Here is a 25,502-nt window from a genome sequence, read left to right on the forward strand (position 1 = left end):
CTTTACAAGAAGCTATTCTATTTAAAATTTCTAGATTTCATCCCCGTAAGGAAAATGCACCAAATAGGTTTATACCATGAAAGGATGAAAATTAAATTTACTACTACCCCAAAATTGGGGTAGTAGCGTTTTTATAGATATTGGTTGATGAATCTCTTGAACTCGGCACTATTCCCCCTCGGGTCAGGTGGTGGCCCGATCAGATTACCATTCTTATCAATCACTATCAAAAACGGATAACCACCAGGGTTCAAAAATTCGACTAATGGGTGTTTTGTTTCAAGACCCTCCGTAAAAAGTTGCAAAGAACTGCTACTACAGTACTTACCTATCCCTTTCAACCATAAACTCTTCTTACTATCAATACTTATTGATATAAATTGAATTTCCTTACCAGAATACTCTTTTTCTAAATCCGCCATAACTGGAGCTAGCACTCTACATGCTCCACAACCATTAAACCAAAAATCCAGAATTACAACTTTGCCTTTAAAATCGGTCAGTTTATGAATTCTCCCAATTGAATCAGGTAATGAAAACGAATAGAATGGCATTCCTCTCTTCAATCTTGTTTTTACGATCTGGTAACTATCAGCTACTTTTTTGAAAAATTTAGAGCCATGATCGACATTGTCAGAGTACAATCTGTATATCAAGTCTGTATTTTTACTGTCCTGTTCATCCGAAAAAACATTTAATGCAGTATTAGCTAAGAGATATTCTTTTGCGGCAGGATATTTTGATAAATGTTTAAGAATTAACCGGCAATAATTAACAGGGTCATTATTCATCATTTCCCGAGCATTATCTTTGCTAGGATTTTGATACTCTGAAAGTAGTATATAATCGCGAAGTATAGTTAATCCACTATAATAAACATTTATATTCTCTAAAAATGGACTAAATCGATTTTTTTTCTGTACGAATTTTTCAAATAATGTTCTGACTGAATCGCTTTTGCTATTTACGGCAGAAAGCATTAACATATCCAATACTGTTTCATACTCATTTGCTTTAATAAGTTCCTTATCTCTTTTTTTAATGTCAATTTTGTAGTTTTTATAGATCGAATCGATGGCGTTCAATTTTTTGTCCGTAGTAGCGAACTTATAGCTTATTGATTGCAGACGATATGCTGGATCTTCCTTATACAGTGCCAATTTTCTTTTTACAATTTCTTTCTGAAAATCAATTTTGTCGACACCCTTTCCGGAAAAATTCAGATCCATCATCCCCAGTTTTTTAGCATTAGGTACTAAAATATGTAAACTATCTCCAGGGTTTACTAAAATTGAAAAGGTTCCCGGTAAAAACAAGATTTTTTCGTTTATCGCTCCTCCAATTTGTACTGGCTCTGTTAATTCAATTTCAAATGTAAAATTTCCTTTTGATGTTTTTGTTTTATAATCGATCTTACGACCTTGACCAATAACGAAAGGATAAAAGACGCTTATCTCAACATCGGCTGGTGATTGTATTGATTCTGGTATAAACCCAGTGATTTTGGTCTTGACCTGTCCCGTTGACGTAAAAAATATAAGAGACAAATAGATTATTAGAATAAATTTTTTCATGTTTTTAATATTGATTTTGTTCAATATGATTGAAGTTTATTACAAACTGAGGAATTGGTAATACGTATCTTGGATCATTAGGAGGTAACGTAAATGTTTCATCGCCGATCTTTCTTATTAACGTTTGCGAAAACTTCGGATCTCTATTGAGCCTTTTAAGATCTTGCCATCTAAGTCCCCTTGTCAGAAGTTCTTTTCTTCTTTCTTTTAAAATGAGATCTAACGCTGCATTGGCATTCTGAGCAGTAAAATTTTGAAATCCTTCCTTTTTGTATCTTTTACTTGAAAGCTTGTTTAATGCGTCCATAGCACCCTGAACGTCATTCAGTCTTGCATTTGATTCTGAAAGAATTAGCAAGACTTCACCAGTTGTTGTACCAGTGAAAAGGTTATTCAAAAACTCACCGCGGAAAGTAAACTTTCCATCTTCCTCTTCCTTAAAGAATAGGGATTTTCGCAAATCGTTACTACCATAGTCATTATATAGAGATGTATTAATACGTCCTAATGATGGACTGCTTGATGACTTAACCATTAAACTTCTTATATGAATCTCTTTCGACTTAATATCCAACGGATTATTAGCAGTCGGATCATTTATTAAATTAAAATCTTCAACAAAAGAGTTATATTTTAATGATGAATCTGCAGCACTTTTCGCTTCTTCATAATTATCCATAAAAAGAAAAGTTCTGGCAAGAAGAGCGAATGCTCCTGCTTTTGATACTTTTGTATAATCAGGTTGGGTAGTAGGTAGAGCACTTGCTGATTGTTTTAGATCATTAAGAATTTGCTGATAAGTTTGTTCTACTGATTCTCTCCGAACCATCTCATCAATATCATCATCTAATTTTATAGGTATTCCCAAATCACTACTTGATGTACTCTTGTCATAATACTTGCTAAAGGTCATCACCATATTGAGAAATTGTTTTGCTCTATGATAAAGAGCTACACCCCGAATACGGTCATAATCAGAACGGTTCGCATCTGTCCGATCAATCAAAGAAAGTCTCTTCAAAACTACATTGCAAACTTGAATCTGACTGTAAGCACAACTCCATTCATTCTGTTGAACAAGGTCTAGGTTCTCATAGTCTTTTTCTTTTTTCCATATAATAAAATCACGATCAAATCCAAAGTAAACTTGATTAAACTGATCTCTTGTAAATTCATAATCATCACATGATGTCTCTATTCCCCCTCTTCCGTCATATTGAAATAAATCCGCATTTAAAAGAAGATCCAGATCGTTCAAGGTAGTAGGAACGATCAATTTAATATCTTGCTTTTCCTCAAGCCATTGTTTTGAACAACTTACTGTCAAAGCAGTCGCCAAAAATGCTAACAAATTAAAAATTATCTTTTTCATAGCGTTAGATTAAAGAGTACAATTGAATGCGATCGCAAAAGTGCTAGGCATTTTGCTAGTCGGAAAATCGGGATCTAGCCCCACTTTGTTGGCTTTCCATAACAAACCAACATTATTAGCAATCGCTGATACCCGCAGAGATTTGAGATGAAGTGCGTTTAAGGTTTTTGAATCAAATGAATATGATAGCACAATATCTTGCAATCTGATGTGGTCACCTTTTTCAACCAAAACTTCCGAATTTCTGTAATATTGATCTGCTAATGTAGATGCAGGATATATTAGGGCTGGTACATTCGTAATTTTCTCGTCGCCAGTATTTTGCCATCTTTTATAAAAATCGCCGTGCGTGGTGTAGTTGCGATACAATGAGGAATACATAATACTGTTTCTTCTAAAATAATAACCAAAACGATATGTAATATTAAAAGAAAGTTCAACACCCTCATAACTAAAAGTGTTCCTCAAAGCTCCGAAATATGGAGCTATTGCACGCCCATTATATCGAAGATTATTTTGAGGATCGAGCGCTAATTGCTGTGTTATTTTTGAATAATCTTTTGAAGCGACACCATCCAAGTAACCTCTAGCTTGACCAGTTTCAGGATCGAGCCCAGCCCATGGGTAAGAATAAATTCCAAAAAGAGGTTTACCGATCACTGGCGAATAGTTTGATGGATTCCTATAAATACTGTTATCAGTCAAGAAGGTATTTATGGATGTTGGGCGTTGATATTTTGTAACCTTATCTTTCGCAATAGAAAATAATGCAGTTGTATTCCATCTAAATCTTTTAGTAATTATATTTGAAGTTTTAAATTCCACATCCAAGCCGCTTCCAGTCATATTAGCTACATTACCTCGATAGCTAGTAAATCCGCTAGTAGGATCAATTGCGCTGTTTCCAATTAAATCGCTCCCCAACCGATTAAAGTATTCAATACTACCGACAATACGGTTATTTTTTGTACCATAGTCTATCCCTATATTGAACATCCTATTTTTTTCCCATCTCAAGTTCTTATTTGGTGGGTTCCGTAAGGTGGCCGCAGGAAGAGTGTTTATACTATTATAAGTCAAAATAGCAGTTGTATATGCGGTTATGGTTTTATCAACATTTCCACTATAACCAAAAGTAGATCTAAAACTTAGTTGTGGAAGCCAATCTATATGGTAAAAATGCTCTTTGCTTATATTCCACTTTGCCCCCACCGACCATAAAGGAATTGACTTTTGATTCGTTTTTACTCCGAAAAGATTGGATTGATCGATTCGTGCACTTGCGGACAATACATAACGGAGATCATAATTATATGCACCGTTGAAATAATAGGATCGTATTCTATTCAAGGTCTCAGAATAGTCATTTCCCTGGGGAATTACGCTTGTAGAGCTAGATCCATAGAATGGAAATTCGGTCAGATAATCGACAGTGATGTTGGAACCAACATTTGGGTCAAAACCATAAAGACTATTTGAAAGCCCGTTAGCCTTTACTTCCCTTACTTCAAATCCAGTAATGGCGTTGACCTGATGTTTATTCCATCTTTGATCAAAGTTTAATTGGAAGCGGCCATTCAGCGCTTTCAGATCATTATTTGTATTATCAAGCTTGCCTCCTAATGGTATGTTGCGCTTCATTAAACTATTTGAAAACGTAGTATATTGATTAATTAGGTTGCGCATAAAATAACTATCAACATCATAAAAATTGCGACCCTTTCCAATCTGATTTTCGTATTGAAATCTCGCCTCAGCAGTTACTGAGGAAATAATCTTATATTTTATCGCAGCATTAAGTCGAATTTCAGATTGTTTAAATTTATTGTCTTGATATCCCAGCTCATTCAAGGGTATAAAATCCCAATTGAGTAGACCATCTGTTAGTGCCTTTCCTTTCAATGCATTACTATAATCTTTTGTTACAATAGAAGCATCGCCATTACCATCAAGAAGCGTAGCGTAAGGGTACATTTGCTCTTGTCCCATATTGGTTAGCATCGAAATTACATTTGATAATGATCGATTATTTTGATTGTAGTATAATCCCGCTGAAATCTCTAATTTTTCGATGGGACGGAAAACTTGGTCACTACTTATGCTTACCCTACTAAACCCCTCACCTTTAGCTGAACTTTTGTTTTTATCAAATCCTGCTGAAAAGTAATAGGCATACTTGTTGGATCCACCGTTTAAATCCACAGAATATTGCTGTTTTATACTATTTTGATACAAATACTTACTCATGTCCCTGCGGAGATCGCCACTACGAAGAGCATCAATTTGCAGATTAGCCTGCTCAGACGTTATTAACCCTTTTCTTTGATCGTTGAGAATACTTACTACTGGCGAATATGGACGATTGTTAGTAGTATTGCTGATAATCGTATTGTAGAATCCTTTTTCAAAAAGCATTTTCTCAATATCAATGAAGTCTGAAGGTTTGATCTGTGGAATGTAGTTCAGATCAGGCTTCTGCCCGATCGTAAGATTGGAGGTAAAACCAATATTCATGGGCTGGTCTGCTCGTCCTTTTTTAGTTTTTATGACGATCACACCATTACCAGCACGAACTCCCCAGATGGAAGCTGCAGCAGCATCCTTCAAAATATCAATATCCTCAATATCATTAGGATTGATGTTATTGATGTCGCCTTCATAAGGAAAATTGTCAACAACAATCAATGGCTGATCGTTTCCGAAGATCGTCGCCTGTCCCCGAATGGTCAACTTTGGAGAACCTGAACGTTCGTCAAATAATATAGAGGGAGCAATACCTTTCAGTCTGCTGATCACATCGGTGGAGACCTGACGGTTAAAAGTCGCATTGTCAACTTTTGAAAAAGACCCCGTAGCCCTTTCTTTGGGAATGGACTGGTAGCCACTGGCTACCACACTCACCTCTTCTATCCTATTGGAATTCGTAACAAGTACGATTCTTTCGGCACTCTTTGCAGAGACTTCCATCCGTGCGTAGCCCAGATAGGATATCATCAGATCCGAATCAGAAAATTCACTGGGCAATTCAAATGATCCCGTATTGTCGGAAGTTACTGTAAAATTTGTTCCTTTTACTTGGATCGTTGCCCCCGCAAGTGGATTGCCATTTTCATCCACAACCCTCCCTTTAGTTGTTTCCTTATTTTTTGAAGGGGTTGTATTTCCGTTTGCTGGTTTTTCTTTTAAAATGATAATGCCATCGGCGATCTTGTAGGAAATCGGCTGGTCAGCAAACATTTTGTTCAATACCTCCGTAATGTTAGCATTTTTAAGATTGATGGAAATTGGACCAGCTTTTTTTAATAGCTCTTCACTATAAGCAAAGTCATACTTTGTGCTCTTCCGTATTTCGGAAATCGCCTTTGATAGTGGTGCTTTCTGCAGTGAAAGGCTAATCTGCTGTGCCTTAATAGCAGTGCCGCTGGCAAGAAGCATAAAGAATAGGGTACTCTTTAAGCCTGCACGCAGCAATTTTTTCCTGCCCGAAAACATATCCGCTACCTGCGGTATGTTTTCCCTGTTGGAAAAATCATGTTTTTTCATAGATTTGTGTAGGGTTAATTATTAGTTGCTCGAAACTCTAGTATATAGACCCGATCGCCGGAGTGCGCTAACACTCCGGCATTATTTCAGGCCAACATATGAAACAGTAATTAGTTATTGTCTACCTCAATCCTCCTTCCTGTCATTTTAAACTTTAAATCTGTAATTTCTCCTAGCGCATAGAGTACGCTCGTCAATTTTTTATTTCGGCCAATTGTAGCATAAACTTTTATATGCGGAACATTCTTATAATCCACATCGATATCGTACCACCGCTCCAGTTGGCGCAGAACCTCCGCCAGTTGAGCGCCTTTAAATTGGAATTCATTCTCAGTCCATCCTATAAAAGACTCTGCATCAACTTTTTTAACTTCAATACCACCAAGCACAAATCTACCCTGCTCCCCAGGTTTAAGTCTTAATAACAAATCATTTTGTAGATTTCTCAATTCAACACTTCCGCTAATAAGTGTTGTCCTTGAATATTCTTCGTTAGCATACGAATTGATATTGAACTTTGTTCCAAGAACCTTGACCCGCTGGCCTTTTGATTCCACTATAAATGGCCTTGAAGCATTATGCGTAACTTCAAAATAGCCCTCACCTTCAAGTTCAACCAGACGTTCCGCACCTGCAAATTTTGTAGGATACTTAAGTTTGGATTCAGCATTCAGCCACACTGTCGTTCCATCCGGTAGTACCGCTTTATATTGTCCTTTACGTGGTGTTTTAAGTGTCGCAAACTGCATCTTTGACGCTGAAACCGCTTTACCATCCAGATAGGTTACACCACTGGCATCGCTCTTCACCGTCTTTCCTTCCAGATCAATGACCTGACCATCGTCGAAAGTCAATGTCGCCTGATCCTTACCCGGGTCAATGTCGGCCGTGGCAATATTGACGGTCTCAAGAATGGACTCTCTGGACTGATAATACCTGTATAGAAGCAGGGTAAGCGAAAAAAACAGGAATACGGCGGCAGCGGAAGTCCAAAAGACAACGCGCTTATAATGGGATTGACGTTTCTTCAATACCCCATGTAGTTTTTCAAGTTCCGAAGTAGTGCTGGAACCAGCAAGCTCCCGCTTTAAAAGTTCACGGGCAACATGCTCGTCGTCTTTCAGGTGTTCAAAGAAAGCACGGTTCTCACTGCTCTGACTGAGCCAGACCTCAACCGTCTTCTCTTCGAGAACGGTCAGAACCTCTCCTCTGACAATCTTTGTCAAAAGCGGGACAATCTTTAACTCATCAAGAATACGTTGCTCTTCCATCGGTTTCATTTTAAATAGAAACCCGAAAAGATATTGCGTTGTCCCAAAAAAGTTAAAAAATTATGAATAAATCATTAAAAGTGCGATTCCGGCACCTGAGAGGGATTTTTTTAATAGCGAAAGCGCTCTTGATTTTTGGGTATTTATCGTACTGACAGGAATACCGAGCTCCTCAGATATTTCTTTTGGTGTATCACCGCTGACAAGCCTGCTCATAATAAGCCGGTATTGTTCCGGCAACAGATCAATCGCTCTATAAAGCTCCTCATATACTTCGGTCTGAACAATACTATCAAGTACATTTTTTTCGAACTCGTCAAAGTTCTTGGAGTACAGGTCAAACCGCTTTTGATTTACCTTTTCCTTTTCAATCGCTTTGATACAGCTATTTTTTACGGATATATATAGAAACGCTTTGATATTTGACAGCGTTTCAAAACCTTCCCTCCTGTCATATAATTTAAGAAATATGTCCAGTACAATCTCCTTGGAAATTTCCATCCCGATATTCAGAAGTAACCGGTCTGCAAAAAATATCAATGAAGAATGAAACATTGTGAAAATACGGTCAAAAGCCAGTTTATCACCGCTTTGAAACTGGGAAAGCAGTGCCCTTTCGTCGATCACATTTCGGGATGTCATAATAGGGCAATTGGTAAATGATTTAGTAAAGTTAGAAAATAATAGTTGTAAAAAAAAAAATGCCATGATCGATCAACTCAATAAAAACTGAATTCTTACTTGATTTCAAATGTCATGACGTAAAAATTAATTAAATTTAGTGTAGTCTGCTTGTGGAACACACAAGAGATTAAAGTAATTTTAGCAGAACTGTCAATGGATTCTACGCAGAAAGTATTTTTAGTTGGGAATATAAATCTTACAAAGATAATACTGCTTAACGGCTGTGGTAATATGGGCTGATGTACTCAATACAAAAATTACGTATGACGGTATACGCAGGTCTTTAATAAAAAGTGGTAGGCCGAAACTTTATGAGGTTTCAGCCTATATTTTTTGTCTAAGTTAATTATTAATGTCCAATTCTTGAACTTTGGTTTCCAACCATTTAACCATATTATTTTTTCTTTCATCCATAGGGATTAGATTTTCATCAAGAAAGGATGAATAGTAAACATTTTGAAAATCGTTAAAAATATCAAAACTGTTCATCTTGATAAATTCGAGATTACGCTCTTCATGGTCTTTCAATATTCGATAGAGGTTATTGATCAGATCGTCGTCAATTGGAGAAGCGAACTCAATATGGCTCAGTGATCCAAGAGAGACAATTACATTATTGTTATCGGTCCGCAAAATTCGACGGGACCATTTAAATTGAAGACAGAGCATAGAGTTAGAAACTTTTTTAAGTTCCATATCTGTTTCAGAATCCATTACAAACCTGCCACCTGTTGAACTTTTGTAATCAAGGTGGTAATCCGTAATTGTGTATTTTCCTTCGATTTGTTGCATACTTAATACTTGAATTTAATTTTTGGGTATATAAAGTGATCCAGTCCATTCGACCTGTTTGGTCCGTACTATCTCGTTGTATTCATAAATTACATAATTAGCATATCCCCGCCATTGCCCAGTGCTCCCCACCACCCATCGTGTTACGCCAAAAAGGCTTCTCAGCACCTTAATGTAACTATAGAAATCAACCGGATTATTTACATACTCAGTTTGATAATAACTGTTCTCCTCCCTAATATACTTGCCTGTTAAAGTGATTATTGCTCCTGGAATCTGATTTCCGGGTAAGTAAGGATCCGGCTGGGTGACGTCAATAGTAGTGTTAGCATCTGCCTTTTTAGAAATGCCTTCCCCGTTTGAACGGGAAAGACGATATACCTTTTTTGTTCCGTCTGCCATCGTATGTATTTCACGTCCATTGACGTAATCAAGCTCCATTTTGTCAGGAAGCGCGTTAAAAAACGAATCGACGGCTTGCTTTGCTACCGCAGCAGAAATTTTGGGATTAGTTGAATTTTTCTCTTCTAATTTTTCGGTTTGTTGCTCTACAGGATCATCTTTTCTACAGGAATGCACTATCACCAAAAGGGCAATAATTAAAAAAAAAATGTTCTTTTTCATAAAAATGGTTCTAAAATATTTCTTAATATCGATACAACACCAGCTCAAACAAATTGTTTGATATTGGCATTATTTATTTTAGAAAATAAATATTTAAAATTTTACTCTAGTATATTCAAGAGAAGAGACTGCCCCATTTCTTTTGAAGGCTTTAAATTGTTCTATCATATTTTTTCAAATAGATCTATAAGATCAAGAGGGAGTATGTATTCGATCACTTATACTTTACTTTTTAATTCCTATCTAACTTAACATCAAGCCATAACAATAGATTAGATAAAATATTTATTCACAAATTATGCAAGTTGAATTTTTTGCCTTTTGTCAAAAGATTTTATTTTTTATAGGCTTAATTTAGTTTCAATAATTCATTGGACAAAGAAATACAGCGACACTAACCTTTAAACCACATAAAATGTTAACAAAAATTTTCAGAAACTTACTTTATGCAGTATTCGCAATTATCCTGCTACAGTCATGCGAAAGGGATATGGAAAATTACCCTCAGAACGATGAAACCTCGGTAGCCAAAAAATGGTACGAGGACAACGGGAAACCTTTTCCCTTAGATTGGAAAAAGGCACAGCTCATAAACGGAAGTAAAAGTTCGACGCTCGTAGTTCCCGTACAGGATGGCACAATCCTAGGTTGGGGATATTCGATGCAGCAAAACCTGATTTTTACTATTGAAGGAAATAAAGTAGCCAGCGCCAATAAAGTGAGCCTTTTCGCAGACACACGAACTGTGGCAGAATTTTCCGAACAGGCTATTTCTAATTACGTTAAAAAACAAGTGTATCGAGGTGAGGATCTTGGAAAAGTATATTATATGGTATATGATTTAAATGATACCTTGTTGTACAGCCAATTAATGGATGTAGACGGTCTTAAACAGGTGAAACTTCAATTGAAAATTAAAGACGACGACGCCAACACAAAAAAAGGAAACGTCAAACCTGACACAAATAAAAATATACCTGTTGTTTGCAGTGAATGGTATCTGGTACAGTACTTTGATGATGGTACCGAATATTGGACTTATTTATACACCACATGCACTGGTACTGCCTCAGGTGGAGGTGGCGGCGGTGGTGGTGGAGGTGGCAGTGGAGGCACTTCTAGTTCATCTTTCGTGGCGGTTGCACCTGTAACAACGATCGATATTGAGGAGCGATTGAAATGTTTCAACAATGTGGTAGATAATGCAAACACAAAATATAAAGTGACTTTGAATGCACATAGAATAGACCTAAATTCTGATAAACCTGGTCACGCTTTTCTCACTATTGAAAAATCAAACGGTACTCAGCTTCAAAGACTTTCTTATGGCTTCTATCCGCAATCTGGTCCATCGGCGGCGACAATGCAGCCAGTTACCAGTGCAATGGGGGAAGAATCGAGTGATTATAAGCGAAAAAGTGATGCAAGATATGCTTTGTCTGTTACCAAGGCGCAATTCGATGCAATCGTAAGCCAGTCTATTGCCCTATCTAAAGTCCCCTATGATCTAAATGAAAATAACTGTACACATTATGCTACCGATGTTTTTAATCTACTCCTTCCGAGCAGCGGACAATTAAATAATAATGGTTTTTTAACACCGGATGGCGTTTATACATATTTAGCAAATTTAAAACAGGGGGGTAATCCAAATGTCACATTAGGTCGGATTGATCCGCCAACTAGCACGAATTGTCAATAAAGGATATGAAAAGAAAATTTATTATAGGAATTGTACTATCTGTTCTGGTGATACCCAATACACCAGTTATAGGTACGGAGATATTGAAGGCCATTGATGGTGACCATTTTCGATATTCTAATGCAAACGCCGCTTTTACCGGCATTGAGTACATGGATGTTTTTTCCCCTTGGATGAGCAAATGGGTAACATATGGATTTATCGAGGCTACGCGACCCCAAATGGCCAATATGGAAATTTTTAGGTTGTATAGAATTAATCCATTTTGTTTCTGGCGTTGGCGTTATTATTTAACCGTTAGCAGAAATTTCGCGTATCGGGACTGGGAAACTATAAAGCTAAACAGAGTTCCCTTCAAACCATCAAATAAATGGCAGGATTTCTGATTTTTCCTAAAAGAATAAATGGAACGAGCATAGTATTTTTCTATAATAAGCAATCTGTACACTTCGAAAAACTCTCATTTGATGGGAGTTTTTCTGATAAAATCCGCCAAAGTAATAACATACACAATAAATTAATGCACCAGTCTTTCATACTTCAAATAGTGCTGATCGCCTGCAAATGAGCAAAAAGATATGAAGAGGAAAATAATTAGAATAATGAGGAAAACTATTATTATAGTGGTAGGAACTATGCTATTACTTCCTAATATGCCTTTTATTGGCAAGGACATTCATCACTGGTTAGATGAGGGCTATTTTAGATATTCCAATTTAGATGGATCATATTACATCACGCAAGATTTTGATTTTAAAAGCCCCGGATTTTCAACCTTTGGTTTTGAATATTTCGTAAAAACTACTTCACCTGCCAAAGAAAACCGGAAACTTTACAGATTGTACAAGATTAATCTCCTGTGTTTCTGGCGGTGGAGCTATTATCTTAGGCATAGTATCCATTTAGATTATATGGACCCAAGTGTAATTGAACAGAATATGGAGAAGAAAAAGGTCGATACCACTAAAGTGATGTAGCATTTGCGTCGTCCAATAATAGCTAGATCTAAAATCTTGAAAACTCCCATTGTATGGGAGTTTTTGTAATTAAATCCATGAGATTTTCATTAAAAATCAAACGCATCTCTAAAAAGATGCGTTTAACAAACTAATAACCATGAAACGTATTAAACCTGTAAGCAGGTCTATCCGTGTATTTGAAATGTATTGTATTTTATTATCGAATTGAATTAGGTTAACATATAACCGAGACAAGCTCTCAGATTTTCCGTTGCAAATTTAAAGATTAATTTTTGATCTGCCTACGGATTCCCGTAATCTCAATAAAGACATTTTCTTTATTGAGAGCACTTAAACATCTTTTTTCCCGGAAGCCCGATTTCATGCTCCCTGTGGATACTAAGTTCGGTTTGAAGGGAAGTCCGCTCTACGAGCATCATTAAATTCTTCACTGGTGAGTAGATCAAAATATACCGTCTGATAACTGCTGAGTGAAAGTCCTTTTTCACTTAACTTTTTTGTTTTATTAAGATCCTCAAACATTGCAGCAAATTCTTCTTCTGGAATCTGACTTAAATTCTTGAGTATGGTATTTATACACGATCCTATAAAGCCGTAATGATCTTGAATTTCCTCTTTCGTGCGGCTAATGGTCGATGGGATAAAAATATCGTAGCTGAACTTCTCATCTTCCTGTCGGAACTCCGGGGAGCGATCGTAATTTTCAGCAACCTGGATATTTATCCTGACAATTGGCGAATTAAATCGGAGATTGGTTCCCAGAGCGGCAATTTCTGCTAAAGTGATCTGAATCAATGCACAGAATTCCTCCGCAACTCCATTAGAAACCGCATCGTTAGGAAAAGCAATTTGCCACTGCATACCACAGAATTGGAACCTGATTTCACGCACAGGTCCCAAATCATTTAAAGGAATATCGACCAATTTTCTTTCCAGCAGCTTATTCAAATCACCTTGGCCCTCTAGCGTTGGTATGATACCACTTGCCATTGCGTCAACCATTTCGGGAAAAGGACTTCCAAAGCTATTTTTCTGGTAATTTACAAATGCAGTCAGATCTTCACGGAGTTTAGTACTGCTTCCAAGGAGCATTGAGACGTCGAGTAGGGTTTTCCTTAACATTTCGTCTTTTTCCAGGTCTACTTCTTCTGTCGTGAATTCCTTTCGGGCATGGAGGTATTTTTTAAAACTATATAGTGCGCTGATCCAGGCCCCCTGTGTAAAATCGGCCTGAAATATGACAGCGTAACTGTCGCTTATTCTTTTCAGCGTTTTATAATCTCCCAGGTGAAAGCATGCGTGCAAGGCACATAGACCATAATATTTAGCAGCAAAGTTCAATTTTAAAGTGGAATACACCTGAGCTGTGACTAACAATCCGAGAATAAAACCTTCCTTTGTATCGTCAAGAAAATATAAGCTTTTTGCCTTATGAAAACATTCTAATGCTTTTAGATTGTTTTCAAAGGATGGATTACTCAAATAAGCCTTTCCACGTTTTACCAGGTTTTGCGCAGAATGGTGATTGCGTTCAGTTTTACTAGCCTGTTCCTCTATTCCATCACAGAAATCTTCAATAAGTTTAACGACCTCAGAATGCCTCCCAAAGACAATCAAGGTTTCCAAAATCTTCGTCAATTGATCATGCAACGTGGAAATACTGTAGGTTTTAGTATCCGGTAAAAGTTCTATTATTTTCTTATAGATAGCAAGTGAGCTATTAGTGCGATCAATCAGCGGGATCTGTTGATTTCCTTGAAATAGGAAATGTCCTTGTAGCTCATATGCTCTGCAGAGTTCATCCACTGTCGATGGGTTACCCAATTTCACATTAATTTCCTGCTCTACTCCGGCTGCCCATCCTTCGATTTCCGCATCCTCCAGAAACTTTTCACGAAAATACTGCTGGGCCTGAATAATTTCCAGCAGTACAATATCGTCCTCAATATCACTGAAAGTATTCCTATCCCCCATGTGGTTAAAGTAATACCGGATCAGCTCCTGCTGGTCTGTAATTTCCCTTTTAGGCTGAAAATTTTTAGGATGAGGAGATAAGGTAAGAAATATATATTCATAGATGGCCTTTCGTCTGTAGACAATAATCGTCTGATCCAGATCAATATAATTTTTAAGCAGTGTAAGCCATAATCTTTCATGCTCACTGTTGGAAAGCTCCCATCTGCAGTGCCTTGCTGCACTGATCACCTCGTAGAAAGATCCCACATTAAATTCTGTAATGTTCTCTACTGCTGACCATTTTTGATAAACATCAGCGTACCATCTCTGTGCCTCTGAACCTTCATTTAGGATAAGAAAATCCAATAATTGATTGGTAAGTGCGCTTTCTTCGGTATCTGTTTTTCCTGTGCGTTGCGTAATTTCATAGTGGAGAACCGAAATATAAGTTGATACTTTTTTCGAGTCTACTGGAAGCGGGAGCTGAAGGACTAAATCTTCGATTTCTGAGAGTAAAAGAGGAATGGCCTCTTCCTGGGGGATGGCATCAAATTGCCACTCAATCGAGGAAATGAACTTATTCCAGGTTTCCTCAGTTAGCTGATCATAGATTTCTTTAGCCTCCCTGAGTTCCTCAACGCGCTTTTGCGAAGTGGCGGCGGAAATCGCTTTTTCTACGTATTCATCAATGATTGTTTTGACCCGTTCGCGACATCTCTGCTGTAATTCTTCACTCAGTGTCCCATAATTTGCTGCCCATTCACGCAGAAGATCGGCATCGTTTTCCCCATAGGCTCTAGCAACATTTGAATTTGTTTCAAAGACAAAACTAACCTCATCCGCACTATAATCCTCCTTAACAAAGAGCATGAAAAAATGAGCCAGACTTTTGGTGACTTCTTCCTTTGAAAAAGAAAAATTGGAAGAATAAAGTTTGACCTGCCTGAATTTAGATTTACCCTTTTCAAAATCCCGTTGGAAAATATCTTCTTCATAGTCACAATAAATAGTTTCATCGGCATGGTTGATCCGGTTTTCCAGCCATGTTTTTAATGTCTTTAATTTTTGGTACTGGAATCCCTGTTCTGTGGCTGGCGCATCAGTATCTTTTGCAAATAAATAGAGTTTATGTATGGACATTGAATATCGTTTTCAGGTTATTAATATATGGAATTAGCCATCAATTTTTCCTTAGAAACAAATATATTTAAAAAGATCAACTGATTATTACTTTCAGTAAGAAACTCTTTTTACGTAAAAAAACGATAAATCATCTAAAGTTTTTTCCTTGGAAGTCCGATCTCATGTTCCTGAGGATAAGGCGCTCTAAAGGTCATACTGACGTCCTCCTTGATCCGTTGCTGCGCCTCATATTTCTTTTCTTCATCATGTGAATACCTTGGATCGGCAATAAACGGCATCTTGGCCATTTTAGTAATTGTTATGGTCGGAAAATGAAAGTCCACTTCAACTATTCCTAGCAAGAGGTAGCATCCCCCACCTTGAAAAGGATATTTTTCAAGGCAGTCCGGGAAATGAGCTGTATCAAAATAGTTTCCTTCCACATCTATCCATGTTCCGAAATACATTGTCCCCCGTTTGGTCGGCACATGTTTCCTTGAAATAAGGTAGGCCAGCATCTTCACTTCTTTTTTGTGATGGGCAGTGAGATCTTTCGCCATAACAGTTCCTCTATATTTTGTCTGAAGCAGATCGAAAGGTGTACAGGATACCGGAAAACTTAAAATCTCGATTTCGTCGAAAGCATCCTCAAACACATTTCTTTTTAATTCCGGAAATTTGTATTCCTTGATCGGTTCTTCAAAAAGAGTATGAAATCTTTTTTCCGGTTTAAAATCACCCAATTGAATGCGCGCTTTGAGCAATAATTCATTTTTTGGAACACCTGAAAAACGGAATGCTCCGATAAAGATCAACGTCTGCAAAGTCTCAATACCAATTGGAACTCTCTTGATAAAATCTTCCATTGACCTATACTCCCCATTTGCCTTTCTTTCCTTAGGTATCAGCTGAGCAAGTTTCGATTCAACTTTTTCAAGCAGCATCAGTCCCAAATATATTTCCTCTCCATAAATCGTTGTTTCGTACTCGCTTTTATTGACACATGGATTCAATATAACACCCCCTGACATCCTTGCCTCATGTACATAGACCTCTGTCCTATAGAAACCGCCCATATTATTTATCGCCGAAACCATAAACTCCAATGGATAATAAACTTTAAGATACAGCGATTGATAACTCTCCACTGCATAGGAAGCGGAATGAGCCTTACAGAATGAATACCCTGCAAACGATTCAATCTGTCGGTAAATTTCTTTACTCAGCTGCTCAGGATGTCCCTGTTTTCTGCAAGATGCAAAAAAATCATCCTTCACTTTTTGAAGTGCCGAAAGTGACCTACCTTTTCCGCTCATAGCTCTTCTCAATATGTCACCATCAGCAGCTGAAACACCACCATAATGCAGAGCAATCTTGATCACATCTTCTTGATAAACCATAATGCCGTAGGTCTCCCCTAACTGCTTCTCAAAAACAGGATGGAAATATTCAAACTTGTCTGGATTATTGTGCCTAAAGATATATTCCCGCATCATGCCCGATTGGGCAACCCCGGGTCTGATGATAGATGATGCGGCAACCAATACCTTATAATTATCGCATTTTAACCTTCTAAGCAAACCGCGCATAGCCGGTGATTCAATATAAAAGCAGCCTATGGTTCTTCCCTGACTTAAATATTCATTGCATTTTTGTTCATCCTTGGAAATCGTAGTGTCTTTGATATTGACCTTGATTCCCCTTTTTTCTTCCAGTAGCCTTACGGTATCGTTAATCGTCCCAAGCCCTCTTTGGGATAAAATATCAAATTTTTCAAAACCGACCTCCTCAGCAACATGCATATCCCACTGTACAATGGGAAAACCCTTTGGTGGCAACTCAAGGGCTGTAAAATTTGTCAGCGGTTCCTCGGAAATAATAATCCCGCAGGAATGCATACTCCGCTGGTTGGGAAATTTTTCAAGCAGCTTCCCATACTTCTGCACCTGCTTTACTATATCGTCCCGAAATACCCGTTCTGGATATTTGCTCAGCTCGTCAAGTTCCTCTTTTGGAAGTCCGAATGCTTTTCCAACTTCCCGAATAATCGAACGATATTTAAACTCTACATTAGTGCCGCAGAAGGCGACATACTCTTTACCGTATCTATTGAAAATATAATCAAGAATAATATCTCTTTCCTGCCATGACCAATCGATATCAAAGTCAGGAGGACTTTTTCGATTAAGGTTGAGGAACCTCTCAAAATATAGGTCAAGCTCAATCGGACAGATATCAGTAATGCCAAGGCAGTATGCTACAATAGAATTGGCCCCACTGCCCCTTCCCACATGCATGAATCCCATACTGTTGCTATATCTGATGATATCCCAGGTAATAAGAAAATAACCGCTAAAGTTTAATTCGTCGATAACCTTCAGCTCCTTTTCAATACGCTGTTTTGCCTGTTCATGATGTCTACCGTATCGGCGCTCCAGACCAGCATAAGCTAACCGGGTAAGCAGTTTAAGATCATCAGCTTTGGTTCCTGTATAATGCTTTCTATTTCTTGGTGTAGAAAATGCAAATTCAAATTTGCACTGTGACAATAATTTTTGCGTATTTTCTATAATCTCCGGATAATGGCGAAAGATTTCAAATACGGAGTGGGCGGACCGCAAATATTCCGACTTCCTGCAAACTTCCTTTTCCGGAAGCTTGGAAAGAAGTACATTGTTATCAATGGCACGTAAGATCCGGTGAAGATTGTATTCCTTCTTTGTGCTAAATGTAACCGGGCAGAGAATAACCATTTTGGGTATTACCCTCTTTAACTCAGGTCGTATCAACAGATTGAGCTCATCCTCACGGATTCCGATATATTCATTATCACGAAGATTTTTAGGAGCATTATCCAAAGGATAGATAATAAAATTATCGTTTAAATCCGGCTGTAACGGTAAATTGACCCCATCACAATTATACGAAGTAAGCATGCTGTTTACTTCTGAAATCCCTCGAAATTCCTTTGCAATTGTAATATAGTACAGTTCGCTTCCTTTACGCACTTCCACTCCCACAATCGGACGGATATTATTCTTTTCACATTTAATTTTAAATTCATAGATGCCGGTCACTGTATTTATATCGGTTAGAACAAGTTCCTCTATTCCCAAAGCTAACGCCTGCGAAATAAGATCATCTATGGAAAGTGTTCCATAACGAAGACTGTGAAAGGAATGACAGTTTAAAAACATACTTGCACATGCTAGCGTGAAAAATTAAAACCTACTGCACGACCTACTGCATCTTTACCGAAACGGTTTTTGATATTGTCCATCGCCTGATATAAACTGATCAGCTCAGCATTGTCCTCAAAAAGATTCATTTGGTAGCTACCGTGAACGAGATCCGTAAATCTTAATCCCACTAAACGTAGACGCATCCGGCGTGAATAAACCTTGTCGAAAAGTTCCAATGCTACCCTAGCCAATGTATGATCAGAAGAAGTATAGCTCACCCGGCACTGTTTGGACTCTGTATCAAAGTTTGAATACCTGATCTTGATCACAACTGTAGAAGTTAGCCACTTCTCCTGTCGGAGCTGATGGGCAAGTTGCTCAGCCATACCAGAAATTAGGCTTTTAACCTCAAAGACATCCATCGTATCAGTGCTAAAGGTCCTCTCTTTTGAAATTGACTTTCTTTCGGAATAAGGTATAACAGGAGTTTCGTCAATACCATTCGCTTTTTTCCAGAGATCGACTCCATTTTTTCCGATCATCTGTTGTAGGACATCAACAGGCATTTCTGAAAGTGTGCCGATAGTCCGGATACCTACTCTCGAAAAAAGCTGAAAAGTTGCATTCCCGACCATCGGCATTTTTTTGATAGATAAAGGATTTAAAAACGACTGAACACCCACTGATGGAATTTCCCGATGACCGTGCGGTTTGGATTCACCAGTCCCTATTTTGCTCACGGTCTTATTGATTGATAGCGCATAACTGATCGGTAGTCCTGTCTCCTTCTCGATCCTTTTCCCCAGCTCTTTAGTCCATTTATATGCTCCGAAAAACCTATCCATTCCTGTTAGATCCAGATAAAATTCATCAATAGATGCTTTTTCCATTACTGGTGCACTTTCCTCGATCACTTCTGTAACCGTATGTGACATCTTGGAATACAGTTCCATGTCCCCCTTAACCACCTTTGCCTGCGGACATAAACGGAGCGCCAGTTTCATGGGCATTGCAGACCGAACTCCGAATGTTCTTGCTTCATAACTGCACGAAGACACAACCCCTCTGTCCCCACCTCCAATGATCAGTGGAATACCGTTTAAACCGGAATTTACCAGCCTTTCACACGACACAAAAAAGGTGTCCAAATCCAAATGTACAATCGAGCGTTCCATTTTATTACTAAATTATTTAGCAAAATTGTGAACATTTTTCCCAAATGCACTATATTTGTTGTGAAAAATATTCACAAAATGTCAGCGCTTGCAATTTTTTCCGATAACATCAAGTATTTAAGGATGCAGATACCTAAAATGTCCCAACAAAAATTTGGCAACATATTAGGCATCACCAGAGATGCTTATGCCAAATATGAATCGGGAAAAATCAATATTCCGATTGATACCTTAATGGCTATATCCAAATATTACCACATCAGTACTGACTTGTTATTGACTGTTGATTTAAGAAAGTATAAGCTTGAAGAAATGTTAAGCTTGCCCGATAACAGGATTTTGCTACCCATAAAAACTGATTCAGTAGGTGAAAATAAAATAGAGATAATACCCTATAAAGCCTCAATGGGCTACCTGTCAGGATATGCTGATCCAGAATATATTGAAGGTCTGCAAACAATGTCACTACCTTTCCTTCATAATGGAAAATATAGAGCTTTTCCAGCAGTAGGTGATTCGATGCCTCCCTATCAGGATGGCACCTACATTGTTGGAAGATACGTCGAGAGTATTCAAGATATCAGTTTGGGTAAAACGCATGTACTGGTAACGCGCAAAGGATTTACTTTCAAACGCATTGAAACTATCAACGACAATTCCATTACCGTAAAATCTGACAATACATTTTATGATAGTTACGATATTTCATTTGCTGACCTTTGGGAGGTTTGGCAATATGCAGGCAGTTTTTCATCTAGAGAACAGGAAATAATTGACTTCGCAGGCGAAGACATAAAATCAATGCTGATAAAATTGATGGAAGAGGTTCGAGAATTAAAAACCCGATAAATACTTAATTAACATCCTTTTTATCAATGATACTTTCATAAAATTCAATTAGCTTTTTCACCAAGGCTTTAAAAACCTCGAGATCAGTAGCTGACTCTTGGAGACCCAACCTTTGTTTGCACGAATTATACCGTTTTACAAAACTGGAATCACTTAAGTGGCCGTGCAATTGTCTTAAATCATTTAGTACAAAGAGAGGTGCAATCAATGTATCTGCGTCACTTTTCAAAAGCACTCTTTCAATAAACAATGATAAAAGCTTTAAACTGCCCAACTTTCTACCTTCTTTATTTACTAAACCTTCATCAGTTAACCCAGATTTTTTTAAGATTTCTCTTAGAGATTGATCTTGGATATTCTCTACAAGATATTTGTTTAGGCTGAGAAACGCAGAAAAGACCTGCTCCCTTTCTTCCATTATCGGGGGCTTATAATACTCAGATAGCTTGCTGACATCAACTTTGGTGAGATCTATTCCAAATTTATCTCTAATTTCAGAATTGAATTGATTTTTTAAATAAAATAAGCGTGTTTCATTATCAGAATTTTGAAAAGCATCATCTGGAGAATATGGATTCTGACTTAAATAAAATTTCGAAAAAACTTCATGATCGGACGGAACGTTAGAAGCCTGAAATCTTTTCAGATGGGGTTTCATATCTTCATCTCTGAAATCTTCATCAAGATCACCAAGCCATTTAAACAATTTTCCGTTCCTGTTTATTCCGAATCCCCAACTAAATAATGGTTCTCCTTTAAAGTATATATTACAAGAAGAAAACGAGGTAAATTTTACAGCGTAGTCAGGATGGCCATTATAATAAATCAAAAGATCCTTATCAAAGAAAACCGGAGTCAAATATCCATCATCCTCCGGACGATATAATCCTGGAATTATATAGTAATCTAAAGGATCATATTGAAATCCCAAATGATCATATCTTTTAAATCTCTTTTCTGCATCCAGCTTTGAAAAAACGTATTTCAAAGGCATGTCAAAAAACTCCCCTTCCTTTATGTCGCCCATCATTTCATCTCTAAACTTCATGAAATTATCACCGGGAAGAATACTTTCCCTGTCACCACAGTTCTTACATAAATAAAAAGGTATTTTGATTCCAAAACCTTTCTTATTATCTCCATCATTGAAGTTTACCCCGGCAAATTCAATAAATCTATAATCCCCACATTTTTTACATTTAAGCGGATGTACCATACCTAAAATTTTAAAGTTTTTGTCGAATCTTTCTTAACAATGACAATTTGTAATTCAGCTAGCTTCCCAGTTTTGCAAAAAAAACGATCATAATTTAGCTATACCCAAATATAAAGAAATTGAATTCACGATAGACAACTTCATTCTTTGCAAAATCAAACCTAAGTCAACATAAATAATAAACCTCTGGAAGATTATCGTTTTAACCTAACGTCTTCATATTTTTTTCTTTCCGTCTTAAGAGAAACGAGCCATTCCAGATACATCCCTTCAGGCATATTTCTATACCCAATCTTGTGAATATAATTGTACTCTTTGTTCAATGACGAAAGAAGCTCCTTTGCTTTTCGATCGGATTTTTCCATTTTCAGATATTGTTCCTTGTGAGTTTCTGCCCGCAATAGTAATGCTGTTATTAAATTTGGACTGACTTTCAAGGCCCTTTCAGCACATTTTAGCGCAAAGCTCCCGTCACTTTCAGGAAAAGACCGTTTATAAGCATTCGCCAGATCGACTAAACATAAACCGAGGCTTTCGCGATTATCTAATGCTTTCATATAAATTCCATTTTCAATGGCATTTAAGTGAATAAATCCCGATGCCATCAACCAGGCGTCCTGCGGAAAGATACCACTTGTTAATTCTGTATTATACCAGCCAATGGATTTTATATTATGTTTGATATAAATATGATTTGGTGCCAGCGCAAGATTTGCTTCAACGCCGATTTCCTCCGCAAGAATTTTGTAGAGGTATGGTAATGAATTACAATTTCCTCTCTGCGTAGTTACCAGTTTTGAAACAAAAAGGCTTGTCAGATCTTTGTGTCCGAAAACATCTTCAAAATCGTATGTAAATGGTTTATAGTGTACCGTATCTTGATCGATTAAAATAGGTGTCTCTTCACAGATAACTGAAAAAATCGACGCATATTTACTAACTTTATCTTTATCTGTTTCATTATAAGTAAGGTCCCGATTTCGAAGAATAGTTTTACAGAAATTTGCCATAAATTTTATTTTCCTGTTTACTTCAACCGTATCTAGCTTCCCCTGATAATATGCATTCTCCGTACTCAGCACAGCCACTTTAAAACTGTATTTCTGTTTATCATTGAGCATATTATCAATAGTTAAATATGCTTCATCATAAAATCGGTTCTCCTGCGATTTTACCAAACCGGCAATGAAAATAAATAAAGAGATATAAAAGTATTTCATAATTAGGTTCCCAAAAATGGGTGTATTTAATTGTTCTGATTATCCAGATGATCAATGATATCGATCACCAATATATCATCGGTTTTCCGACCATATTGTGAAAGGAAGTGATCTATTAAGAAACAAAGCTGGTTAAGTGAGCAAAGACGTTCGAACCATATTTCCTCTTCTTTTATTAATCCCGCCATACCCTTTCTAGATCGAAAAAATTTATAATCTGCATCAGTACTGACCGTGAATTCTGCATACAGCATAATGTTCTCATAGTCGGTATTGCTCAGGTCACCACTAAGCAGTTCATTGATTGTATTCGTCCTTACCTCCTTAATAATTTTATCTAATTTCATGATTATCCACTTTTCATAATAGTTTTCAGTCAACAAGATTCAGTACTTTCCAGCCATCATCTTTTATAAAACCTACCCAAAATTTATTACTTACCGTTGAGCCATTTTCAAATATTATCCTTTCCTCAATAAACTGCTGTCCTGCCCGACTATCAAGCAATGTAAATACCCTTTCTATGTTTTCGAAATTTGGAAATCCATTCCTTTCAAGATCTTCTAATAATGATATTTTAAGAACGGTTTTAATTTTTGAATGTATGTCCTTGCTAAATTCCAAATTGCTTTCAAGCAGAACATTTTCAGCTTCCATATTAAAATCCTTACATGAAAGAACACCTTCTATATTTTTTTCACTGTAAAAATTCTCAAGTGCAATAATTGCCCCTTCCGCAGTTGACCGGTCTGCCTTAAATAAATCATTTCCAAGATCAATCCGAAATCCACAGTGTATTTCAAAATCGACCTTTTTATCTTCTGACAATGTCTCATTGTAATATCGAATTGTATAACCTCCAATCAACCGCTGATCCACAATTAACATCCAATCTATAGCCTCAGCAATCAAAATACTATGAACCTCGTTGTTTTCTGGCAACACGCCATGATAACGGCCGTTCTCAACTCTGACATTTTCCAACCACACAAAGATTTCGTCCTTATTCTTAAATTTAATGGCTGAATAACCGCAATAACCATCACCAATTAGTTCATTGAAATACCAAATTGTGTTTTTTGCCTTATATAATAAGTAGAGATAATCGTCGTTTATCTCGAATTCAAAAGTATTTTTCATTTAATGGGATCAAACTAGGTAGGGATAAAATTCTTGTATTAAGATGTCTGAAAAAGCTCTTAACACTTTTAGTTTTACAAGATGCATACAGTTTTTTATTACTTTACAGCAATCTGCCATCCATCAAAAACACTACTATTCTTTTCTGCTATTTTAGACATTTCTTTTGCCCATCCAACAACTGCCTCTTCGTTAATTGAGACAGGCTCCGTGTAACCAATTACGACATAATCTTTTTTATCATTCGTCTGCCTATATCCAGCTGTATACCCCATAAGTTCTAAATATGCGTTTAATTTCTTCGCATTTTCCGCAGTTGAACTTATAAAGAAGAATTCAATTTTATGTTTTGAATTCCTTTCAATTCCATTTTTGTACAAATCAATAACCGCCTTTCTATCTAAATCCTCTATGGCCTTTTCGTCATCAGAATACGTCGACTCAATAATCTTGTAGTCTACAACAGTAGACGAATCAATAATCACTTTATCCTTCTTCTTATCGCAAGAAAGACTAATTGCAAGAACAAAAAATACAATTAATACTCTAATCATCTCTGCGCTTTTTAAGAAAAGTCTGGATAAACGAAATTATATTTGCCAATCTTGATTCTTTCCACGATAGCAAATGGGGGAATTACAATTCCTACCTCCGCGTTGGTATTCTCCCCTACCAGTTTACCTACCTTTTTGAAATCTTTATCATTAATTTTCCACACATACCAGTTTTCGGAAACCTTCATAGGTTCTTCACCGACTTTTTTGCCATAATCATTTGTATCTCTAAATAGTATATCGTCTATGGCAGGATAAACAATACTTTTTCCTTCCTGCGTAAACAAAGCTTGTTTTACTCCGATATTAATCATTGTATGTGCATGAAAGTCAATTTCTCCACCTGTTACTTCCGCAAAGTCAGGAATTACATCACTTGGATATTCTCTTTTGAAGGAACGGATAACGTCACTATTTAATTGGGTTAAATCGTTTGCTATATATTGAAAATATTTCTTTTTCCCATTATCCAATGTTACTGAAAACATATCACCGATCTCCGTTTTAACTCTTTTTGCCATTAATAATATTAGTATTGTTAATGTT

At 37.1% G+C, this 25,502-nt stretch carries 20 protein-coding genes; 4 read left to right on the forward strand and 16 right to left on the reverse strand.

Annotated features, from left to right (window positions below):
• Nucleotides 1–131: 131 nt before the first annotated feature.
• The 7 genes from OK025_RS24260 to OK025_RS24290 all read right to left on the reverse strand — a co-directional run bounded on the left by OK025_RS24260 (nucleotide 132) and on the right by OK025_RS24290 (nucleotide 9,860).
• On the reverse strand, nucleotides 132–1,574 hold the full coding sequence (locus OK025_RS24260) for a TlpA disulfide reductase family protein (protein ID WP_317667327.1): 1,443 nt from the start codon (nucleotides 1,572–1,574) through the stop codon (nucleotides 132–134).
• A gap of 4 nt (nucleotides 1,575–1,578) precedes the next feature.
• Nucleotides 1,579–2,946, reverse strand: coding sequence for a RagB/SusD family nutrient uptake outer membrane protein (locus OK025_RS24265; RefSeq protein WP_317667328.1), 1,368 nt, complete (start codon nucleotides 2,944–2,946; stop codon nucleotides 1,579–1,581).
• A 9-nt stretch (nucleotides 2,947–2,955) separates the two neighbouring features.
• Complete coding sequence (locus tag OK025_RS24270; RefSeq protein ID WP_317667329.1) at nucleotides 2,956–6,489, reverse strand: SusC/RagA family TonB-linked outer membrane protein; 3,534 nt, start codon at nucleotides 6,487–6,489, stop codon at nucleotides 2,956–2,958.
• 110 nt (nucleotides 6,490–6,599) lie between these two features.
• Complete coding sequence (locus OK025_RS24275) at nucleotides 6,600–7,760, reverse strand: FecR family protein (protein WP_317667331.1); 1,161 nt, start codon at nucleotides 7,758–7,760, stop codon at nucleotides 6,600–6,602.
• Nucleotides 7,761–7,820: 60 nt separating this feature from the next.
• The gene (locus OK025_RS24280) at nucleotides 7,821–8,402 is read right to left on the reverse strand and encodes an RNA polymerase sigma factor (RefSeq protein ID WP_317667332.1); all 582 of its coding nucleotides are present in this window, start codon (nucleotides 8,400–8,402) and stop codon (nucleotides 7,821–7,823) included.
• 384 nt (nucleotides 8,403–8,786) lie between these two features.
• Nucleotides 8,787–9,236: a hypothetical protein gene (locus OK025_RS24285; RefSeq protein WP_317667333.1), complete on the reverse strand. Its 450-nt coding sequence runs from the start codon at nucleotides 9,234–9,236 to the stop codon at nucleotides 8,787–8,789.
• A gap of 15 nt (nucleotides 9,237–9,251) precedes the next feature.
• Complete coding sequence (locus OK025_RS24290; RefSeq protein ID WP_317667335.1) at nucleotides 9,252–9,860, reverse strand: hypothetical protein; 609 nt, start codon at nucleotides 9,858–9,860, stop codon at nucleotides 9,252–9,254.
• Nucleotides 9,861–10,275: 415 nt separating this feature from the next.
• On the opposite strand from OK025_RS24290, the gene OK025_RS24295 reads away from it, so the two are divergent.
• The 3 genes from OK025_RS24295 (at nucleotide 10,276) to OK025_RS24305 (ending at nucleotide 12,539) form a co-directional block, all read left to right on the forward strand.
• On the forward strand, nucleotides 10,276–11,562 hold the full coding sequence (locus OK025_RS24295) for a hypothetical protein (RefSeq protein WP_317667336.1): 1,287 nt from the start codon (nucleotides 10,276–10,278) through the stop codon (nucleotides 11,560–11,562).
• Between the two features lie 5 nt (nucleotides 11,563–11,567).
• The gene (locus OK025_RS24300) at nucleotides 11,568–11,948 is read left to right on the forward strand and encodes a hypothetical protein (protein WP_317667337.1); all 381 of its coding nucleotides are present in this window, start codon (nucleotides 11,568–11,570) and stop codon (nucleotides 11,946–11,948) included.
• Between the two features lie 216 nt (nucleotides 11,949–12,164).
• Complete coding sequence (locus tag OK025_RS24305) at nucleotides 12,165–12,539, forward strand: hypothetical protein (RefSeq protein ID WP_317667338.1); 375 nt, start codon at nucleotides 12,165–12,167, stop codon at nucleotides 12,537–12,539.
• A gap of 381 nt (nucleotides 12,540–12,920) precedes the next feature.
• On the opposite strand, the gene OK025_RS24310 is transcribed toward OK025_RS24305, so the two are convergent.
• The 3 genes from OK025_RS24310 to dinB form a co-directional block, all read right to left on the reverse strand.
• On the reverse strand, nucleotides 12,921–15,638 hold the full coding sequence (locus OK025_RS24310) for a dsDNA nuclease domain-containing protein (RefSeq protein WP_317667340.1): 2,718 nt from the start codon (nucleotides 15,636–15,638) through the stop codon (nucleotides 12,921–12,923).
• 134 nt (nucleotides 15,639–15,772) lie between these two features.
• Complete coding sequence (locus OK025_RS24315) at nucleotides 15,773–18,817, reverse strand: DNA polymerase III subunit alpha (RefSeq protein WP_317667341.1); 3,045 nt, start codon at nucleotides 18,815–18,817, stop codon at nucleotides 15,773–15,775.
• A gap of 11 nt (nucleotides 18,818–18,828) precedes the next feature.
• Nucleotides 18,829–19,977 (reverse strand): DNA polymerase IV, encoded by a 1,149-nt coding sequence (gene dinB, locus OK025_RS24320; protein ID WP_317667342.1) that lies wholly within the window; start codon nucleotides 19,975–19,977, stop codon nucleotides 18,829–18,831.
• Nucleotides 19,978–20,055: 78 nt separating this feature from the next.
• Between dinB and OK025_RS24325 the strand changes: the two genes are divergently transcribed.
• Entirely contained in the window at nucleotides 20,056–20,826 is a 771-nt protein-coding gene (locus tag OK025_RS24325; protein ID WP_317667343.1) for a LexA family transcriptional regulator, read from the forward strand.
• A gap of 4 nt (nucleotides 20,827–20,830) precedes the next feature.
• Here OK025_RS24325 and OK025_RS24330 read toward each other — a convergent pair whose 3' ends face one another.
• From OK025_RS24330 to OK025_RS24355, 6 genes are all read right to left on the reverse strand, one after another.
• Nucleotides 20,831–22,042 carry a hypothetical protein gene (locus OK025_RS24330; protein ID WP_317667345.1) on the reverse strand — a complete coding sequence of 404 codons (1,212 nt, stop codon included), beginning with the start codon at nucleotides 22,040–22,042 and terminating at the stop codon, nucleotides 20,831–20,833.
• Between the two features lie 194 nt (nucleotides 22,043–22,236).
• A complete protein-coding gene (locus tag OK025_RS24335; RefSeq protein ID WP_317667346.1) occupies nucleotides 22,237–23,262 on the reverse strand; it encodes a hypothetical protein in 1,026 nt (341 codons plus the stop codon).
• A 26-nt stretch (nucleotides 23,263–23,288) separates the two neighbouring features.
• Nucleotides 23,289–23,609 carry a hypothetical protein gene (locus tag OK025_RS24340; protein WP_317667347.1) on the reverse strand — a complete coding sequence of 107 codons (321 nt, stop codon included), beginning with the start codon at nucleotides 23,607–23,609 and terminating at the stop codon, nucleotides 23,289–23,291.
• Between the two features lie 25 nt (nucleotides 23,610–23,634).
• A complete protein-coding gene (locus OK025_RS24345) occupies nucleotides 23,635–24,402 on the reverse strand; it encodes a DUF2314 domain-containing protein (protein WP_317667348.1) in 768 nt (255 codons plus the stop codon).
• Nucleotides 24,403–24,500: 98 nt separating this feature from the next.
• On the reverse strand, nucleotides 24,501–24,956 hold the full coding sequence (locus OK025_RS24350) for a ribonuclease E inhibitor RraB (RefSeq protein WP_317667349.1): 456 nt from the start codon (nucleotides 24,954–24,956) through the stop codon (nucleotides 24,501–24,503).
• Between the two features lie 11 nt (nucleotides 24,957–24,967).
• Nucleotides 24,968–25,477 (reverse strand): hypothetical protein, encoded by a 510-nt coding sequence (locus OK025_RS24355; RefSeq protein WP_317667350.1) that lies wholly within the window; start codon nucleotides 25,475–25,477, stop codon nucleotides 24,968–24,970.
• Nucleotides 25,478–25,502: the final 25 nt, after the last annotated feature.

The organism is Sphingobacterium sp. UGAL515B_05, assembly GCF_033097525.1.
In the GTDB taxonomy this organism is placed as follows: Bacteria; Bacteroidota; Bacteroidia; order Sphingobacteriales; family Sphingobacteriaceae; genus Sphingobacterium.

Excerpts from the sequence above, each read along its gene's own strand:
- OK025_RS24260 (WP_317667327.1), bottom strand. The coding sequence starts at position 1,574 with ATGAAAAAATTTATTCTAATAATCTATTTGTCTCTTATATTTTTTACG.
- OK025_RS24265 (WP_317667328.1), bottom strand. The coding sequence starts at position 2,946 with ATGAAAAAGATAATTTTTAATTTGTTAGCATTTTTGGCGACTGCTTTG.
- OK025_RS24270 (WP_317667329.1), bottom strand. The coding sequence starts at position 6,489 with ATGAAAAAACATGATTTTTCCAACAGGGAAAACATACCGCAGGTAGCG.
- OK025_RS24275 (WP_317667331.1), bottom strand. The coding sequence starts at position 7,760 with ATGGAAGAGCAACGTATTCTTGATGAGTTAAAGATTGTCCCGCTTTTG.
- OK025_RS24280 (WP_317667332.1), bottom strand. The coding sequence starts at position 8,402 with ATGACATCCCGAAATGTGATCGACGAAAGGGCACTGCTTTCCCAGTTT.
- OK025_RS24285 (WP_317667333.1), bottom strand. The coding sequence starts at position 9,236 with ATGCAACAAATCGAAGGAAAATACACAATTACGGATTACCACCTTGAT.
- OK025_RS24290 (WP_317667335.1), bottom strand. The coding sequence starts at position 9,860 with ATGAAAAAGAACATTTTTTTTTTAATTATTGCCCTTTTGGTGATAGTG.
- OK025_RS24295 (WP_317667336.1), top strand. The coding sequence starts at position 10,276 with ATGTTAACAAAAATTTTCAGAAACTTACTTTATGCAGTATTCGCAATT.
- OK025_RS24300 (WP_317667337.1), top strand. The coding sequence starts at position 11,568 with ATGAAAAGAAAATTTATTATAGGAATTGTACTATCTGTTCTGGTGATA.
- OK025_RS24305 (WP_317667338.1), top strand. The coding sequence starts at position 12,165 with ATGAGGAAAACTATTATTATAGTGGTAGGAACTATGCTATTACTTCCT.
- OK025_RS24310 (WP_317667340.1), bottom strand. The coding sequence starts at position 15,638 with ATGTCCATACATAAACTCTATTTATTTGCAAAAGATACTGATGCGCCA.
- OK025_RS24315 (WP_317667341.1), bottom strand. The coding sequence starts at position 18,817 with ATGTTTTTAAACTGTCATTCCTTTCACAGTCTTCGTTATGGAACACTT.
- dinB (WP_317667342.1), bottom strand. The coding sequence starts at position 19,977 with ATGGAACGCTCGATTGTACATTTGGATTTGGACACCTTTTTTGTGTCG.
- OK025_RS24325 (WP_317667343.1), top strand. The coding sequence starts at position 20,056 with ATGTCAGCGCTTGCAATTTTTTCCGATAACATCAAGTATTTAAGGATG.
- OK025_RS24330 (WP_317667345.1), bottom strand. The coding sequence starts at position 22,042 with ATGGTACATCCGCTTAAATGTAAAAAATGTGGGGATTATAGATTTATT.
- OK025_RS24335 (WP_317667346.1), bottom strand. The coding sequence starts at position 23,262 with ATGAAATACTTTTATATCTCTTTATTTATTTTCATTGCCGGTTTGGTA.
- OK025_RS24340 (WP_317667347.1), bottom strand. The coding sequence starts at position 23,609 with ATGAAATTAGATAAAATTATTAAGGAGGTAAGGACGAATACAATCAAT.
- OK025_RS24345 (WP_317667348.1), bottom strand. The coding sequence starts at position 24,402 with ATGAAAAATACTTTTGAATTCGAGATAAACGACGATTATCTCTACTTA.
- OK025_RS24350 (WP_317667349.1), bottom strand. The coding sequence starts at position 24,956 with ATGATTAGAGTATTAATTGTATTTTTTGTTCTTGCAATTAGTCTTTCT.
- OK025_RS24355 (WP_317667350.1), bottom strand. The coding sequence starts at position 25,477 with ATGGCAAAAAGAGTTAAAACGGAGATCGGTGATATGTTTTCAGTAACA.